Source organism: Arthrobacter sp. Hor0625 (genome assembly GCF_052567525.1).
Genome location: NZ_CP199586.1, coordinates 2,412,519 through 2,429,142, shown reverse-complemented (window position 1 = coordinate 2,429,142; position 16,624 = coordinate 2,412,519). Strand labels below are relative to the sequence as shown.

Annotated in this window: 8 protein-coding genes; 4 read left to right on the top strand and 4 right to left on the bottom strand. The window is 62.8% G+C overall.

Translation table 11 applies throughout. From position 1 onward, the window contains the following. Nucleotides 1-54: 54 nt before the first annotated feature. From ACTWLI_RS11160 to galE, 4 genes are all read right to left on the bottom strand, one after another. The gene (locus ACTWLI_RS11160; RefSeq protein WP_445153923.1) at nucleotides 55-996 is read right to left on the bottom strand and encodes a type II secretion system F family protein; all 942 of its coding nucleotides are present in this window, start codon (nucleotides 994-996) and stop codon (nucleotides 55-57) included. Continuing rightward, nucleotides 993-1,847, bottom strand: coding sequence for a type II secretion system F family protein (locus tag ACTWLI_RS11155; protein WP_445153922.1), 855 nt, complete (start codon nucleotides 1,845-1,847; stop codon nucleotides 993-995). The genes ACTWLI_RS11160 and ACTWLI_RS11155 overlap by 4 nt, the downstream gene beginning before the upstream one ends. Continuing rightward, on the bottom strand, nucleotides 1,847-3,070 hold the full coding sequence (locus ACTWLI_RS11150) for a CpaF family protein (RefSeq protein ID WP_445153921.1): 1,224 nt from the start codon (nucleotides 3,068-3,070) through the stop codon (nucleotides 1,847-1,849). The genes ACTWLI_RS11155 and ACTWLI_RS11150 overlap by 1 nt, the downstream gene beginning before the upstream one ends. Nucleotides 3,071-3,204: 134 nt before the next feature. Next, a complete protein-coding gene (galE, locus tag ACTWLI_RS11145) occupies nucleotides 3,205-4,248 on the bottom strand; it encodes a UDP-glucose 4-epimerase GalE (RefSeq protein ID WP_445153920.1) in 1,044 nt (347 codons plus the stop codon). Between the two features lie 74 nt (nucleotides 4,249-4,322). Here galE and ACTWLI_RS11140 point away from each other — a divergent pair, with 74 nt between their 5' ends. The 4 genes from ACTWLI_RS11140 (at nucleotide 4,323) to ACTWLI_RS11125 (ending at nucleotide 14,085) form a co-directional block, all read left to right on the top strand. After that, nucleotides 4,323-6,452 carry an acyltransferase family protein gene (locus ACTWLI_RS11140; protein ID WP_445153919.1) on the top strand — a complete coding sequence of 710 codons (2,130 nt, stop codon included), beginning with the start codon at nucleotides 4,323-4,325 and terminating at the stop codon, nucleotides 6,450-6,452. Between the two features lie 495 nt (nucleotides 6,453-6,947). Continuing rightward, complete coding sequence (locus ACTWLI_RS11135) at nucleotides 6,948-10,016, top strand: GH25 family lysozyme (protein WP_445153918.1); 3,069 nt, start codon at nucleotides 6,948-6,950, stop codon at nucleotides 10,014-10,016. Between the two features lie 156 nt (nucleotides 10,017-10,172). Continuing rightward, nucleotides 10,173-12,164: a DUF6541 family protein gene (locus ACTWLI_RS11130; RefSeq protein WP_445153917.1), complete on the top strand. Its 1,992-nt coding sequence runs from the start codon at nucleotides 10,173-10,175 to the stop codon at nucleotides 12,162-12,164. An 814-nt stretch (nucleotides 12,165-12,978) separates the two neighbouring features. Continuing rightward, nucleotides 12,979-14,085: a hypothetical protein gene (locus ACTWLI_RS11125; RefSeq protein WP_445153916.1), complete on the top strand. Its 1,107-nt coding sequence runs from the start codon at nucleotides 12,979-12,981 to the stop codon at nucleotides 14,083-14,085. The last annotated feature ends 2,539 nt before the right edge of the window (nucleotides 14,086-16,624 follow it).

The following is a 16,624-nucleotide window of genomic DNA, read 5'->3' as shown; positions in this document are numbered from 1 at the left end:
TTACTCCTGTGTGGTGCCGGTACAGCAATTTGCGTGTTGCGTCGGGACTGCGGGTCAGAGACCCAAGCTGATGGCCGCCAGCCCCGGGAAGACGGCGAACACCACTGTCAGCGGCAGCACACCGAACACGAGCGGCACCATCATCCCGATCTCCTTCCTGCCCGCCGACTCCATCAGGTCCCGTTTGGCGGTGTCCCGGACATCCTGGGCCTGCGCCCGCAGAACGTCGGCCAGTGGGGTCCCCCGTTCCACGGCCACCAGGATGCCGTCCACGAAGCGGACCAATGGACCCAACTCGGTCCGCGCGGAGAAATCCTGCAGGGCCTCGGCCAACGGTTTACCGGCCCGGGTGTCGGCCAGCACCCGGGAGAACTCGTGCGCGAGTTCACCCTGCGCCCGGCGGCCCACCCGGTCCAGAGCGCCGGCCGCGCTCTCCCCTGCGCTGACTGCAAGAGCCATGAGTTCAGCCACGCTGGGAAATTCAGCCATCATCCGGGCTTCTCGCTTTTTCACCTGCGCGCCAAGGGCATAGTCCCGGAAAAGGAAGCCGGCCAGCCCGGCACCCAGCACGATCAGCGCGGCGAAGAGCGGGTTTAGACGGCCAGCCACCCCGAACAACAGCACGACTCCGGTGGCCGCGACAAAGCCGCCCGCGGCCCACAACAGCTGCTCAGCGCGGAACTCCACCGGAGTCTTGCCGCTCCCGGCGCGTGCCAGCCTGCGGTTCAGCGCGGTCGACCCCGGGTTGAGCCTGCCGAGGGCGTGGAGGCCGTCGCGGATCACCGGACGCAGAATCCGCCCCAGCGGGCCGAACGGAGTGACGGTTCCACGGAGCGGCCGCAACAAGCGGGATTCGACGCTGTGGGACCTCAGCTGTGGGCCGATCCGCTCGGTGAAGCTGACCGGCCGCAGAAACGGGAGCCTGGTGACGGCCAGCCAGAGTCCCCCGCCCAGGACGAGCCCGAGGACCACGGCGCCCGTCGTCAGCGGGTTCACCGAAGCACCCGCTCGTCCCGGGGCAGGGCACCGATGCGCAGCATGACGGCATAGGAGAACAGTGAGACCAGCAGCCCGCCAACCAGCACGGCGGCCCCGACCGGGGAGTTGTAGGCCGCCACCGCCTCAGGCCGGCCCGCCATCAGCACCAGCACGATCCACGGTGCGGCCACAGCGAGCCGGGCGGCGTTGACGGTCCACGACTGCCGCGCCTCCAGTTCGCTCCTGGTCCGGGCGTTGTCCCGGAGGAATTCGGCGAGGGTCCCCAGCAGCCTGCCAAGGTCCGAGCCGCCCACTTCTCGGGTCAGCCGGAGCGCCTCAACGATCCGGTCCGCCACGGGATCGGCCAGACGGTCCTTGAGCCGGCCCAGGGCCGTGTCGAACTGGCCGCCGGACCTGTAATCCGCCCCGAAATCGGTAAACGCCGCACGGAGCTCGGCCGGCCCCTTCTCCCCCAGCTGGATCAGCGCCTCGGGAAGCGACAGCCCGGCCCGGATCGCCGAGCGCAGGTGGTCCACGACGTCGGGCCACAGCTCACGGAGCACGACGGTCCGTTTCCTGGCCCGCCAACTGACAAGTCCCAAGGGCAGCCAGCCGCCGAACAATCCGAAACAGCCGGAAATGGGCCAGGATCGGGTGCCCGCGTAGAAGGCAAGTGTCACGAGGGCTCCGACGCCGAGGCACGTCGCCAGCAGCCCGAGCCGGCTTACCCTGTCGATGCCGGCAGCGCGTAGCAGATCCTCGAGCCTGCTGGTGCGGCGCCGCGGCACGGCCGCCGGTGGCTGCTCCCACATCGACCACCAGACCAGCAACAGTCCGGCTCCGCCGAGGACCCCCAACAGCGGCGCCATCAGTGCGCCCCCAGCAGCGCCGCGACGTCGAATCCGGCCCGGGCGAATTTTTCTGCCGCCGGCATGGAGTTGGCCTGCGCTTCGAGAGTCCCGGCGCGGAGCTCGAAGACCGTGGACGACTCGATGATGCCGTTCTCCACCCTGCGGCCGAGGGAAAGAATCTCGGTGACCTGCCGGCGGCCGCCGGTCAGCCGGCTGCAGTGGACCACCAGGTCGATGCAGGAGGCGACCGTGGGGACGACAAAGGCGCTGGAGATGTTGTCGCCGGCGAGCAGGGGAAGGGTGCAGAGCTTGGTCACGGCGTCGTGTGCCGAGTTCGCGTGAATGGTGCACATGCCGGGAAGTCCGGAATTCAGGGCGATCAGCATGTCGAGGCTTTCGGCTTCCCGGACCTCACCTACTACCAGCCGGTCCGGCCGCATCCGGAGCGCCTCCTTGACGAGCCGCCGCATCGGGATCTCGCCCTCACCTTCGAGGTTCGGTTGCCGGCACTGCAGGCCGACGACGTCGCGAAGCGGAAACTGGAGTTCGAAGATTTCCTCGACCGTCACCACCCGCTCGCGCGTGCCGATGCTGGCAGCCAGGCAGTTCAGCATGGTGGTCTTGCCCGCCTGGGTCGCGCCGGAGACGAGGATGTTGAGCCCGCTGGCCACGGCGGCGCCCAGGAACCGGGCCGCCTGCGGGGTCAGGGTTCCCAGCTCCACCAGGTGTTCGAGCCGGCTCGCTTTGACCACGAACTTGCGGATGTTGACCGCCCAGTGCCGCCGCGTCACGTCGGGGATCACCACGTGCAGCCGTGATCCGTCGGGCAGGGCCGCATCAACGAACGGCGAGGAGATATCCAGCCGCCGCCCGGAACTCTTGAGCATCCGTTCGACCAGGTTTCGCACCTGCTGGTCCGTCAAGGCGATGGAGGTGAGCTCCGATTCGCCATTGCGGGCCACGAAGATTTCGTCGGGGGCGTTGAGCCAGATCTCTTCGATGGCCGGGTCGTCCAGGAGCGGCTGCAGCGCACCGAAGCCGGCCACGGCGTCGAATACGAATCTCCGCGCCTGGTCCAGGGGCCCGATCGGTGGGAGCGGCGCCAGTAGCGCCCGTTCGTCGTAGTCGCTGATGGCCTCGTCCACGAGGCGGCGGACTTCACTGCCCTGACGCAGCGGGTCGAGCCCACGGCGACGGATCAGCTCACGAACCTCATCCTCGACGATGCGCACGGCTTCCACGGTGCCCCCAAGATGGCCGCTGCCCCTTCCCCCTGGGGCAGTACAACTGGGGTTAAAGCTAAGCGAGAGGGGGCTTTCAGACAAGAGCAGGGGCGGCCCGGTGTGGATAACCGTGCCGCGGCTGCGAACAGCTCTTATTCGGCACCGGCTCCGGCGTTTTCGGCCACCGGAGCGTAGCCCTGCGGATTCCGGCTTTGCCAACGCCAGTGGTCCTCGCACATCTGCGCCAGGTTCCGGTGCGCGGACCAGCCCAGGTCGGCGAGCGCGGCGGAGGGATCAGCGTAGCTAACGGCGGCATCCCCCGGACGGCGGGGCGCGAACTCGTACGGCACCGGGTGGCCGGCGGCCTCGCCGAACGCTTCGATGACCTCCAGCACGGAGGAGCCGCGGCCGGTACCCAAGTTCCACCGGTACACCCCAGGGCGCCCTGCTATGTAGCCCAGAGCCGCCAGGTGGCCGGCGGCGAGGTCCATCACGTGGATATAGTCGCGCACCCCGGTGCCATCCGGCGTCGGGTAGTCGTTGCCGAAGACGCGCACCTTGTCGCGGCGGCCCACAGCCACCTGGGCGACGAACGGCAGCAGGTTGTTGGGGATTCCGCTGGGGTCCTCGCCGATCAGGCCGGACTCGTGCGCGCCAACCGGGTTGAAGTAGCGCAGCAGGGCGATGCTCCAGCGCGGATCAGCCTCGCCGAGGTCGGAGAGGATGTCTTCAATCTGTTCCTTAGTGCGGCCGTAGGGGTTCGTGGCGTCCAGCGGCGCCTTCTCGACCAACGGCACTTCCTCCGAGGCGCCGTAGACCGTGGCGGAGGAACTGAAGACGAGGCGGCGCACGCCTGCCGCCTCCATGCTGTGCAGCAGGTTCAGGGTCCCGGCAACGTTATTCGTGTAGTACATGAGCGGCTTTGCCACGGACTCCCCGACGGCCTTGAGCCCGGCGAAGTGGATCACGGCTTCGAAGCCACCCTCGGCGAAGACGGCGTCCAACGCGGACGCGTCCAGCAGGTCCACCTTCCGGAAGTCCACGCTCCTGCCGGTGAGTTGCTCCACCCGGCGCAGCGACTCCGCGCTCGAATTCATCAGGTTGTCGAGCACGACGACGTCGTGCCCCTCCTCAAGGAGGGAGAGCGTCGTGTGGGATCCGATGTAGCCGGCGCCGCCGGTAACCAATACCTTCATGGGTTCCAGTCTAGGTTGCCCCGCACATCCGGGGAGGCGACCTGGGGAGCGCCGCGATAAAGTTGTTCGTTGTGATGTCCAACCAAGCCACCGCCGCGCCCAGAGAGCGGGCTGTCCCTGTCCGCTCTCCAAAGCCGAGCCAGTTCCAGCCGGAAATCCAGGGCCTGCGGGCTGTTGCCGTTCTCGCCGTCGTTGTCTACCACCTGTGGCCCCAACGCGTGACGGGCGGTTACGTCGGCGTCGACGTGTTCTTCGTGATCTCGGGCTACCTGATCACCTCTCATATGTACCGAGAGGTATCCAAGAGCGGACGGGTGGGCCTCCTGCAGTTTTGGGCGAGGAGGATTCGGCGCCTGCTGCCGGCGTCCATCTGCGTGCTGGCCGTTTCCCTGCTCGGGGCCCTGCTGTGGCTTCCATCAACCGTGTGGGAAGTAGCTGCCCGGCAAATCGGCGCGAGCGCGCTTTATGTCCAAAATTGGGCCCTCGCCGTTGACGCCGTCGACTATTCGGCCATGCACAACGACGCCACCCCGGTTCAGCACTATTGGTCGCTGTCGGTGGAGGAGCAGTTCTACGTCGTCTGGCCGCTGCTGCTCACGGGCCTGCTGTACGTTTCCCGCCATTTGACCGCGCGTCGTCAGCAGTCGGGCACGCTGCCGCATGGTCTTCCCTTGCGCACCACCATGGCAGCAGGCATTGCGGTTGTCGGCGCCGCTTCCCTCGTCTACTCCATCGTTCTGACCGCGCAGAGCCAGTCCACGGCCTATTTCGTCACCCCGACGCGAGTCTGGGAATTTGCAGTAGGCGGATTGGTGGCCCTCGTTTTCGCAGATCGCCAGTTCAACGGCCGCTGGGCGTCCGTGGCGGCGTGGACCGGCCTGGCCCTGATCGCCGTGACGTCGCTGGCATACGACGGCGCTACGCCTTTTCCAGGCTGGACCGCTGCGCTGCCTGTCGTAGGCACGGCGCTTGTGCTGGTGTGTTCCGGCAGCACGACGGCGTTTGCCCCGCGCCGCTGGCTGTCCCGACGGCCCATGACATTCCTGGGTGACGTGTCGTACGGTCTCTACCTTTGGCACTGGCCGCTTATCATCTTCGCGCCGTACGTCCTGGGACACACTCTCACCGGCCTGGAGAAGGTACTGCTCCTGCTGCTCTCGGTAGCTCTGGCCTGGGTGACCAAGGTGTCCATCGAGGATCCGCTGCGCCGCGGCTGGTTGTTGCGGGCGCCGTGGCGGGCCTATGCCTTCACCGCCGCGAGCATGGCGGCCATTGTTGCCCTGTGCTTTGGTCTCACGGCAGCTGCCTACGCTTCACCGGGCGACGGAGAAGCCGCCGCGAAGCTCGGCCCCTGCTACGGACCCGGAGCCCTCGCCCCGGCCAACAATTGCGGCCCGGTGCCCGGCAAGGAAGCTCCTAGGCCCGGCCCGGCCCTAGTGGCCAAGCAGAACACGGATCCGCTCTATGAGGGCTGCCAGGCCGGAATCACAGCAAGCGACGTCGTCAGCTGCGACCTGGGCGTCAGCGCGGACCAGGCCAAAGCCACGGTGGCCATTGTCGGTGACTCGCATGCGACGGCGTGGTTCCCGGCCCTCGACCAGTTGGCGGCCGCCAAGAAGTGGCACGTGAAGACCTACACAAAGAGCTCCTGCCCGGCCACGACAGCCCGTCGGATCGTCCCTTCCGAGACGAACGAGGACAGCCAGCGCAGTTGCCTGAACTGGAACCAAAAGGTGGATGACGCCCTCACTGCCGACAAGAGCATCTCCATTGTTTTCACCGCCGCGTATTCAACCGCCTACACCTTTGCTTCTCCGGAGGGCCGCACGCTGAAGAACCCCGCCGTGGGCGGCTTCGAAGAAACCTGGCGCAGCTGGATGGCAGCGGGCAAACACGTCGTGGCCTTCGATGACGTACCTAGGACAAACGGAGAGTATGTGCCAACTTGCCTTGCAAAACACCAGGACGACAGCCTCGCCTGCGCCATGCCGCGGGCCAAGGCCTACCCGGACAACACGGCTATCGGCCGCGCCGGAGCAGCCATGTCCAGGGAAGGCGTCAAACAGGTCACTCTGCGCGAACAGTTCTGCGACGAGAAACTCTGTTATCCGGTAGTCGGCTCCGTCATTGTCTACCGGGATTACTCGCACATCAGTGCCGAGTACTCAAGGGCACTGGTCCCGTACATCTCTAAGCAGCTCTGAGCCGGCCGGCCCTCCCCGCGCACGGCGCCCCTCCCGGCGATTATCGGCAACCACACACGTAACAGCGGTCACTCTGGTATCGCAGACGATGCGATGCTATCGTTTCGGCGTCAAGACCAAGCGAATTGACAAATCGGTTTCCCGACTCGAGGACGACCGGTCATGGTGAACTAGGCAGCGTGTTTTGCGGAGCACGTTCGCGCTCCGGAGAGACACATGAAGCCGTACCCGACCCTGTCAAATCTAAGTACTCCGTTGGTGAAGAGCCTTTCAGCCCTTGTGGTCACCGCAGTGGCGACCCTCGGCCTGCCTGGACAAGCTGGTGCCGTAGTGCCGGATCCCTCACCCTCACCGAGTTCCACGGCTTCCCCGACAGCGAGCCAGAGTCCGGCGCCAACCCCGGCCCAGACGGCCAGTGGCGTCCCGGAAGCCACACCGGGTCCAAGCCCGTCCGAGACGGCAACTGCCCCAGATTCGGCGCCCGGCACCATCGACATGGCAGCGCTCCAAGCCGAAATCGGCCAGGACGGTGCCTCCATGGGCCAGGGCCTGAAGACACGGCAGTCCGGCTCGCCGCGCTCCGGCGGCGCCGCCGCCGTCGCGGAATCTCTGGAGACTGAGAGCACCTGGAAGGCCCCCGGCATTCAGGGACTGGACGTCAGCAGCCACCAACCGTCGGTGGCGTGGGCCACGCAGTATTCCATGGGTGCCCGCTTTGCCTACATCAAGGCCAGCGAGGGTACGACCTACCTCAGCCCGGCATTCCCTTCCCAGTACTCCGGCGCCCGGAGCGTGGGCATGATGCGAGGCGCCTACCATTTCGCCCTCCCTAGCGTCTCCACAGGGGCGGTCCAGGCCGACTACTTCGTCAACAACGGCGGCGGCTGGAGCCCTGACGGAAGAACGATGCCGCCGCTGCTGGACATCGAGTACAACCCTTACACGAGTCTTGGCAACACTTGCTACAACATGAGCGCGGCTTCCATGGTCAAATGGATCCGGGACTTCTCCAGCCGCGTGCTGTCCCGGACCGGCCGCCTGCCGATGATCTACACCACCGCCGACTGGTGGTCCCGATGCACCGGCAATTCGGGCGCCTTCGGTAACCAGCCCCTCCACCTCGCCTCCTACTCAACGTATGTCGGCAACATTCCTAACGGCTGGGGAACCTACAGCGTGTGGCAGTACAGCAGCACGGGCCCCTTTGCCGGCGACTCGAACGCGTGGAACGGCAGCTACGCCAGCCTGCAGAAGTTCGCTTCCACGGCAGACGGCGCCATCCCGAAACCCTCAATTATGTCCACCGGCGATGTCGTCGCGGCCGATGCGGCCGGCGCCCTTTGGGATTACCCGGCGACAGGTTCAGGCAGTTTCGGCGCGCGCAAACAGATCGGCCATGGATGGACAGGGCTGCGCTCGATTAACGTTATCGATTGGAACGCCGACGGCGTTCTCGACATAGTTGCCCAGTGGACTTCGGGCCGCGTCAACGTATACCTCGGTGTCGCTGCCGGCGGCTTCTCGACCGGACCTGTGCTGGCGCCCTCCGGCTGGGCCGGCTACCAGCTCACCATCGGCTACTGGCTGAGTAGCAGCTACTTTCCGCAGATCCTCTCTAGGGACGACGCTGGCAACTTGAACTTCTGGCGAAACAGTTCCGGAGGGGCTGTAGGGGCGGCCAGCAGGATTGGCGTCGGCTGGTCCAATCTCAACCTGACCATGGTCGACTTTGATGGGGATGGAAGGGAAGATCTCATAGCACAGGACGCGGCGGGCAAGCTGCGGCAGTATCGTTCGAACGGTGCGGGTGGGTTCATTTCCGAAGCCCGCCCCACCATCGGCTCCGGCTGGAACACGATGACAAGCGTGACTGTCACGTTCGCTTTCAAGGGCTACGCCGCTACCGGGCTTGTGGCACGGACCTTGGATGGCACGCTGAAGTATTTCCCCGTGCCGGGCAATTCATCTTGGGGCCTCTCCTCGGTTATCGGATCTGGATGGGCTGGCTTCCTTATAGCGGGCGGCGAGACCGTCAACGCTGCCGGCTCGCCCCCCACGGCCGGCGGCCCATCCATCGCGGCCGCCACTGACGTCGTCACGACCGACTCCAATGGAGGACTTTACCGACGGTCTGCCGGCACGGGAACGTTAGGAACAGCCACCAAGATCGGATCAGGATTCACCGGAATCGCGTCCCTGCACGTTGCAGACTGGAACGCCGACGGGGTCCAGGACCTAGTGACGCTGAGCACAGGGGGTGTACTCGGTGTTCAGCCTGGACTCAGGGCTGGGGGCTTTTCTTCAAAAGTTCCTCTGGCCTCAGGACTTGCCGGAGCGACGGTTACGATCGGAAGGTGGATCAATGCCGGGAAGTATCCCGGAGTCGTCGTCCGCAGAGCTGACGGCATGCTTCTGCTGTATCCCAACGAGTCGGGCACCGCACTCGGCCCGGCCAGCAAAATCGGTGCCGGTTTCGTCCGAATGCACATTCTCATGACGGATGCCGACGGAGACGGCAACCAGGACATTGCTGCAGTTGACTATCTAGGCCAGATGTCTCTCTACCGTTCCAATGGAAGGGGTGCGTTTGTCTTCGAGGCCCGCACGAGCCTCGGCAACGGTTGGAGCGCAATGGACAGCATCAGTCCCGCACCCGGAATTTTGGCCCCCTCTTCGAACGGCATCTTGGCCCGTGACCGCAGAGGAACATTACGCTACTATCCTCTGGATCATGGCGCGCTTGGAACGCCACTCATACTTGCATCAGGGTGGTCCGGTGTGCTGATTTCCGGAAGCCCTCTCCGGCCCTCCTTGCCTGCAATTACAAGCATGGCCGATGTCCTCACCGTCGACTCGTCCGGCGCATTGTGGAACCACGCGGCCGGCGGAACATCCACCGTCTCCGATCCATACCGTATCGGCGTCGGCTGGTCAAGCATGAAGTCCATAAATGTAGTGGACTGGAACCGCGACGATGTTCCGGACATCATCGCGGTGAAGGCAACTGGAGCCGTCACAGCGTACTTGGGTTTAAACGCAGGTGGTTTCAGAGCGGCAACCGTGGCCACCACGGGCTTCGCGGACAAGACGATCGTCGCTGGCAACTGGGTGAATGGATCCCGATTTCCGGGACTATTGGGTTACGGGCCAAACGGCGATCTAAACTACTGGGCGAATCCATCCGGAGGGAGCCTCAGCGTGCCTGTGCGCATAGGCTCAGGCTGGAAGGGTCTCAAGCTCGCCATGGTGGATTTTGATTCTGATGGTAAGCCCGACCTGCTAGCTGTCAGCCCTACTGGCGCCATGAAGTTGTACCGGTCCACTGGACAGAATGGTTTTATTTCTGAGTCCCGAAAAGTGGTCGGATCCGGCTGGTATACTTTCCGCCAGTTCTCCGCGAATGCAGGTTTTGCGGGGGCAGGAAGCAAGGGTGTCCTTGCGGTACAGGTCGATGGCCAACTCCGGTACTACCCCATCGCCCCCGGCGGTGTTTGGGGCGCTCCCCGATTCGCGGGAGCCCTCGGGGCTTCTGCCCGGGTATCGGTTTCCGTTGCAGGGAGCTAGGTCTAGGCCCCGGATCACCGAACGCATTCCACTCAAGTTTTTCTGCCGCGCTCAACGGTGAGTCCACCATGGCTCCTACAAGCAGTCGTCGTCGACGGTCCTTCTCGCGAGCCCCGAAAGGGGCTGTATGCTGAATGCTTTGGTCAAATCTAGGAGATGCACCTGATGAGCTGGACGGACATCATCCCCACACTCGCCGTGTGTGTGGTCCTGCTACTTGGTCCTGGCGCCGCCTTGGCTAGAGTAATGGGAGCGCGAGGACTGACGTTATGGGCGTCAGCGGCCCCACTAACCGTATTTTTGACAGCCACTGGAGCGATAATCCTTCAGTTGCTGCACATCGGGTGGTCGGTTGGCTCCTCGTTAGGTGTGGCCGCCATCGCCGTTGCCCTGGCCGCAGCGGTGAGACTGGGGTGGAGTCGGCTGCGCGCCGGCGAATGGCGCACGATCAGCGTGGATTCCCGCAGTCTTAGAGTTCCGGGTTTGCGGACTGCGGGGTACTTTCTTGCTCTCGGCATCCCCGCCGGGATTGTCTTCTATAGATTCAGCAAGATAATCGGGAGCCCAGATCATATCTCGCAGACCTACGACAACGTTTTCCATCTAAACGCCATCAGGACCATCCTGGACTCCGGCAGGGCTTCTTCCCTGACCATGGCTGCCCTGGACCCCAATTCAAGTCGAGTGAGCTTTTACCCCGGTGCGTGGCATGATGTAGTCGCACTGGTTATTGAGGCAAGCGGCAGTGCGATCCCTGTTGGCATAACGGCAACCAACATCGTTGTAGCAGGTCTAGTTTGGCCCTTGTCCGCAATCTTCCTAGTTTCGACGCTCACGGGTAAACGGCTTATGCCAGCGCTCATCACCGGGACCCTGGCGGCAGGATTTAGCTCTTTTCCTTACCTGATGATCGATTTCGGCGTCCTTTATCCGAACCTGCTATCTATCGCCATTCTCCCCTTGTGCCTGGGCGCCGTGGTCAGATTCTTGGGACTAGGACGGGACACGAAAGCATCTCGCCGGTTAAACCTCTCGCTTGTTGCTTTGTCAGCGGTGGGGCTGACGCTCGCCCATCCGAGCACCACCATGGCTCTCATCGCACTCTCTGCGGCACCTATGGGGTTCTGGTTCGTCGAACGTCTTCGCTCTCTTCAGGGGCGAGCCCACAGAATCCGTATATTGGCGACCTCGGTGGGGTGCGTCGTCGCTTACACACTGATTGCGATCTGGCTCTGGACAGTAGTCCGGCCGAGCGAGGCTGCCTCCTCATGGCCCCCAAAGACCACGCTTCCGCGCGCAATCGGCGAAGCGCTCACGAGCTCGCCTCTGAGCCGCGACATCCCTTGGCTGATATTCGCCTTCACCATCGTCGGAGTCGTAGTCCTATCCACCCAGCGTCGACTATGGGTTGTTGGATCTTTCGCGGTGTCGGTGGCGCTATACGGGATCGTTAGCGGTTATCCCGCGGGTCCCGTTCGCAGCTTTTGGACAGGCATTTGGTACAACGATAGCTACCGCCTCGCGGCGCTGCTACCCGTAACGACGATCGCGATAGCAGCGGTCGGGGGAAGTTGGCTAATTGAGAGGGCTGTGCAATACGTGCGCCGAAACGGCCAGCCGCACCAAGTGAAGTTACACGCCGTTCGGACCGCGAGCTCTCTCCTGTTGATTTGCCTAGCAGCAGCGTTGGTGCAGGGACGCACTATCAGCATTGCACAGGCCAATGCGTCGCACGCGTACTCTTCCTCGTTGGCATCACCGCTGTTATCGAACGATGAAGAGGCACTACTCAAGCGTTTAGATCGCCATGTTCCCGCAGACGCAGTGGTCATCGGCAATCCGTGGACGGGCGCAGCTCTCGTCTACGCCTTCAGCGGCCGCCAAGCAATGCTCCCGGCCATAAGCAGTTCGCCGACGTCGTCGGAGAGATCCTTGCTGAGCCACCTCGGCCAGATAACAGAGGACCCGAACGTGTGCGAGATCGTACGCCGAGAGAAGACGAATTTTGTGCTCGACTTCGGTCCCCGCGAAGTCCACAATGGCAACCATCCCTTCCCAAGCTCAGAAGAACTGGCGCAAAACACGGGTCTCAAGCTCGTGGATGAAGAGGGTGACGCAAAGCTCTACGAAATCGTCGCCTGCCAGTGAAACCATCGCTTTCGCCAGAATAAGACCTTATCCGCCGCGTGGCAGGCCAGGCCCACTGCTAGAATTTCCTTGTGGGCCTGGCAACGACCGTCGCGTTCTCGCCATGGACAGTGTGGACGTCATCCCCCAAACGGCCACCTGTGCTGTGATATACAGCCGGGTGACGACCGAACTACGAAGGTGCTCATTGCGGATTTATCCTACCGGGGTGGCGTATTTGCGCGCCTGTCGCCATAGGCTCCGGGGACCCTCAGTTCCGCTGGGCCCACTCCCCTCACGGACGCACGCGGTATCCCACGAAGAACTCGCTAGCTTCACTGCCGACCAGGCAGATTGCGGAGAGCTGCCCGCGCCACACGTCGTAATACCCGTGCTCATAGCGAGCATGCGGGCCATCGGTAAAACGCCGGACCAGGCGAGCAGAGACCATCGGTTTGCAGCCCTCCATTGCCTCGTCGCTCCGTCATCAGCACCGGGGACATGTCGGGACGCAAGGAAGCTGGCGACCCCTCGAACAACTAGAGTCATCGGTTGGACGGAGGGTGAGACCAGATCGTTAAACGTTCCGTGCGGGCAATGTCCCGTTCTGGGAGCCGACCTCATAGTGGGTCAACCTTCCCTTTTGCTAACGAGGCGCGGCGGGGAAGAAGTATAGCGAATCCCCTAAATGAGACGCCCCGGTTCCACCGCGCCGCGAAACCTCCGGCTCGATTGCCCTGGCAAATGCTTGTATGAACCTACTAGAAGTGAAAGCGGAGCTGTGAAACCTAGAATACTCTGTATATCGTTTTCCGACATCAACGCCGATTCCCGAGTGCTGCGGCAGATCAAGGTACTGGCCGAATTTGGCGCCGTAACAACGGTAAGTTATGGGTCCTGCCCACCACATGCGCTGGACCATCTCGAAGTCGACGGCTCGCTCCCGTCCCTCCCCCAGACTCCCGCGGGAGTTCTAGCACTCGCCCTCCGCAAATTCCGGGCCCTGTACCTTCAGGCGCCCGCGGTCAAGGCCGCGGCGGAACTAGTGGGGTCAGAAGAGTTCGATCTCATTGTGGCTAATGAGGCACGGGCGTTACCTCTAGCTCACTACCTGGCGAACAAGATGTCCATCACTCCGCCGGTATGGGGTGATATGCACGAATGGGCTCCCGAAGAACGAGCACATGTGCTCTCCTGGCGACTTCTTGTAAAGCCTTACATGACCCACGTCTGCGCAGCCTTTCTGCCGCGAACCCGCGCCGTCAGCGCCGTAAACGCGTCTATAGCAAAGTTGTACGATGAACGTTTTGGTACCCGGTCAGTCGTCATCAGAAACGCCGGCCCTCTGCAGGATCTTGAGCCGTCCCAGATGGAATCTGGTCGTGTGCGTCTGGTTCACTCCGGCGCCGCCGTACCCGGTAGAAATCTGGAAGGACTTATTGAGGCTGTACTTCTGTTGGATGACCGGTACAGTCTGGATTTATACCTTGTTGAAGCCCGAGATGGCGGCAAGTATTGGCGGAAGTTGAGAGATCTATCGGCGGGCTCACCTAGAATTGTTTTCCACGATGCGGTCGCCCCCGATGCGCTCGCTCGAACTTTAAACGCTTATGATCTTGGGATATTCAGCTTACCGCCGCGCACAACCAACCATGCATTGATGCTGCCGAACAAGTTTTTTGACTTTGTGCAAGCGAGGCTCGGAATTGTGTTTAGCCCTTCGCCGGAGACTTCGGCCCTCATCAACACGCATAATCTTGGGGCGATTACGACTGATTATTCTCCGGAGTCATTGGCGACGGCCATCCGATCACTGTCGGAGAGCGACATAGCTCAGTATAAAGCAAATGCACACTTAGCTGCCTCTGAACTCAGTTCGTCTCGCGATGAAGAAGTCCAGCGAGGCCTACTCCGTCGTTTGCTTATTACCGTGGCCGAATGAATACAACCGCTCTGGGAGCGTGAGTTGTGGTCACCAGCGACCCGAAGAGATAGATGGCCCGGCTCTGGCAAAAGAAATCGTCGCTACCCTTGTGCCAGACCCCTGCGTAACATCTGAACTCTGGTCAGAATTCGATCCGGCCAATCAATTTCGGTCTCGTCGAGACACTCCTTGGAGGAAGCCCTGTCAGTCGTCCTCCCAGCAGCGCCGAGTCCTGAGGTAAGAACGGGGCTGCGTGGCTGCGGGCCGTTCTCATCAACCAAGCGAACCCCCGCGGTCCTGACATGAACTCGACGGTCCGGACGGTAGTCGCAGAAGGGAAGGCCGATCCCCGTCCCGGCGCTCGGTCGAAAAGAGAGCGAGGGCGCGCCTGCACTTGGCCGATTCCGCTCCCGGCCGTGACACGCCCAGAGACGCTCTCCGGCGCGTACTTGTGTTTCCCAAGGCACAGTACCGTTGGGGCCGTCTCCACCGGAGTGTCCCCTTGCGGACTCTGCTGATGCCGACGCAAGCAGGACCGTCCAACCAAGTTGGATGGCTCTTAGTCGGAAACCCGTCGCGAGGTGAATGCCGGGTCCAGACTTCCGAGCAGCACGCTGTTGCGGACTTCGCTGAAGAAGGCGACGGCGGGCAGGTTCGCAATCGTGCGCTACTGTGCGGCCGGGTTGATGGTCGAAGCTGACCTTTACCGTTGGCCCAAGGCCGGTACCCCCGGGACCACGTAGGCGGCCCGTGGATCTGATCAGCGCGACCGCATTCCAAGAGTTTCCCAACCACTTCGCCGTGTAACTCTTCAACTCACTCCGGCACGGTGCGAACGCCGAATGCCTGCTCCCCTCCTCCAGAAGTACCGCCCCACGTCTTTCGGCACCCAGGGCTCAGTCTCCAACACTCGCAGCGGCTTAGAGAGCTTCGAACCGCCCCCAACAGGATCGGCTGCTGCTGCGACTCGATGAACCCGCATGCGATCGGCCTGATCCCCGTCGGAAAAGACACTGCGATCCTGCCATTCCGTTTCATGTTTCGCCACCATGACCTGGCGGATGTCCTCGCGGCCGCTTAGTCGCCTCCGCGTTAACCGACCGAGAGAGTGGTTGGCCCCGCGGAGGTGAACAGGCTCGGCGCCGGAGAGCGGGAGTCGCCCTTACCCGAAGCCATCGGGCCCGTTGTGCCGCGCTCGAGAATGCCCTGGACTCCGAAAGCCAGGCCCCTTCTGTGCACAGATTGCAGTCCAGAGACCCGCCAATTCCGCCCCACAGTCACGGCTGAAGACAGAAGATTTCAGCCGATGCCGCGCAAGTAAGTTAAGGGCGCGGGCGCCGTAGATCTCGCGCTCGGCCCTTGGTGGGGAAGGGCCCGAACCGAGCGCGATGTCTCCGACGCGTAATCATTCACTGCTCCACAGAACAAGTTCTAGGGCGAGCCCGCCTATCAAGAACAGCTCGTCCACCCTGTAATCAAGGAATTATCCGTTCATCGAGCTGCCGACTGACGGGTCTATCTCCGGTGCTCCCGCCCGGGCCGCTCTCAGTCGCCGAATGTCGCCCCAGCAGACAATCGACCAAACCGACACAAACCCGATTGCAAGAGGGACACCCGCCCAGTCCGGCGGTGACGCTAGGTATGTAAAAAGAACGCCGCAGGCGATGATAGAGATACCCAATGCGAGCCTAAGGAACAGACCTCGCCAAACGTGGCCATCCATTCGCCAGCACCGAAATATCGCCATAGCTGCCGCACTCAGGGTGCCTAGCAAGTACCCGACAGCAACCCCAGCGAGCCCAAGCCAGGCGGTCAGGGGGAACCACAGAGTGCAAGCTAGGATCAAGCCCCCCATAGCGTTCAGAGACACGAAGCGGGCTCCGCGGGTTCCAGTGGAATTCAGACGATTAATGCAGGCGATCGGCAAAGTGGTAAACATGACCGCTATGAGCAGGAGTGCTAGGAGTCGCTTCGCTTCCATGTATCGAGAGCCGAAGAAAAAGTCGATGATGATCGGACTGGCCATGGCCAGGGCACCAAATATGGCCACCATTCCGACGACTAGCCCCCGAGTCATAATGTCAGTCTGGCGACGCAAGGAGTCGGAATCGTCTCGCCCCCCCGCCTCAACCATCGAAGGAAACAACACTTGACTCACCGTACGCGCCAACATCGTCGCCGGCGTGGCTAGGCTCAGGGCGGCAGCGTAAAACCCAGCCTCGATTTCCGTTCCGAACAGATGCGCCGCAATCATTGAAAACTGAAGCAGCCCGGTGTTGGACAAAGTCCCTATCACTCCGTACCGGACGAACCGATTTATCTCACGGGTCTTTTGCGGGTCAGTCTCAAGGGGGGATCTGCTCGGCCAGCAGATAACTCCGTAAAGCCCATAGGCCAAGGCCATTGGCAGAAGGAGAATCTCGTTCCAGCCTACGAGAAGGACTACGACTAGCAGCCCTATCGCAAGGGCAGAGCCTGCCACGTCCCATAGCGCGGCGCGCACAACCTGGCCAGCTCCATATTGGACGCTGCGTGCAAAATACCATGAAGCGTAGCC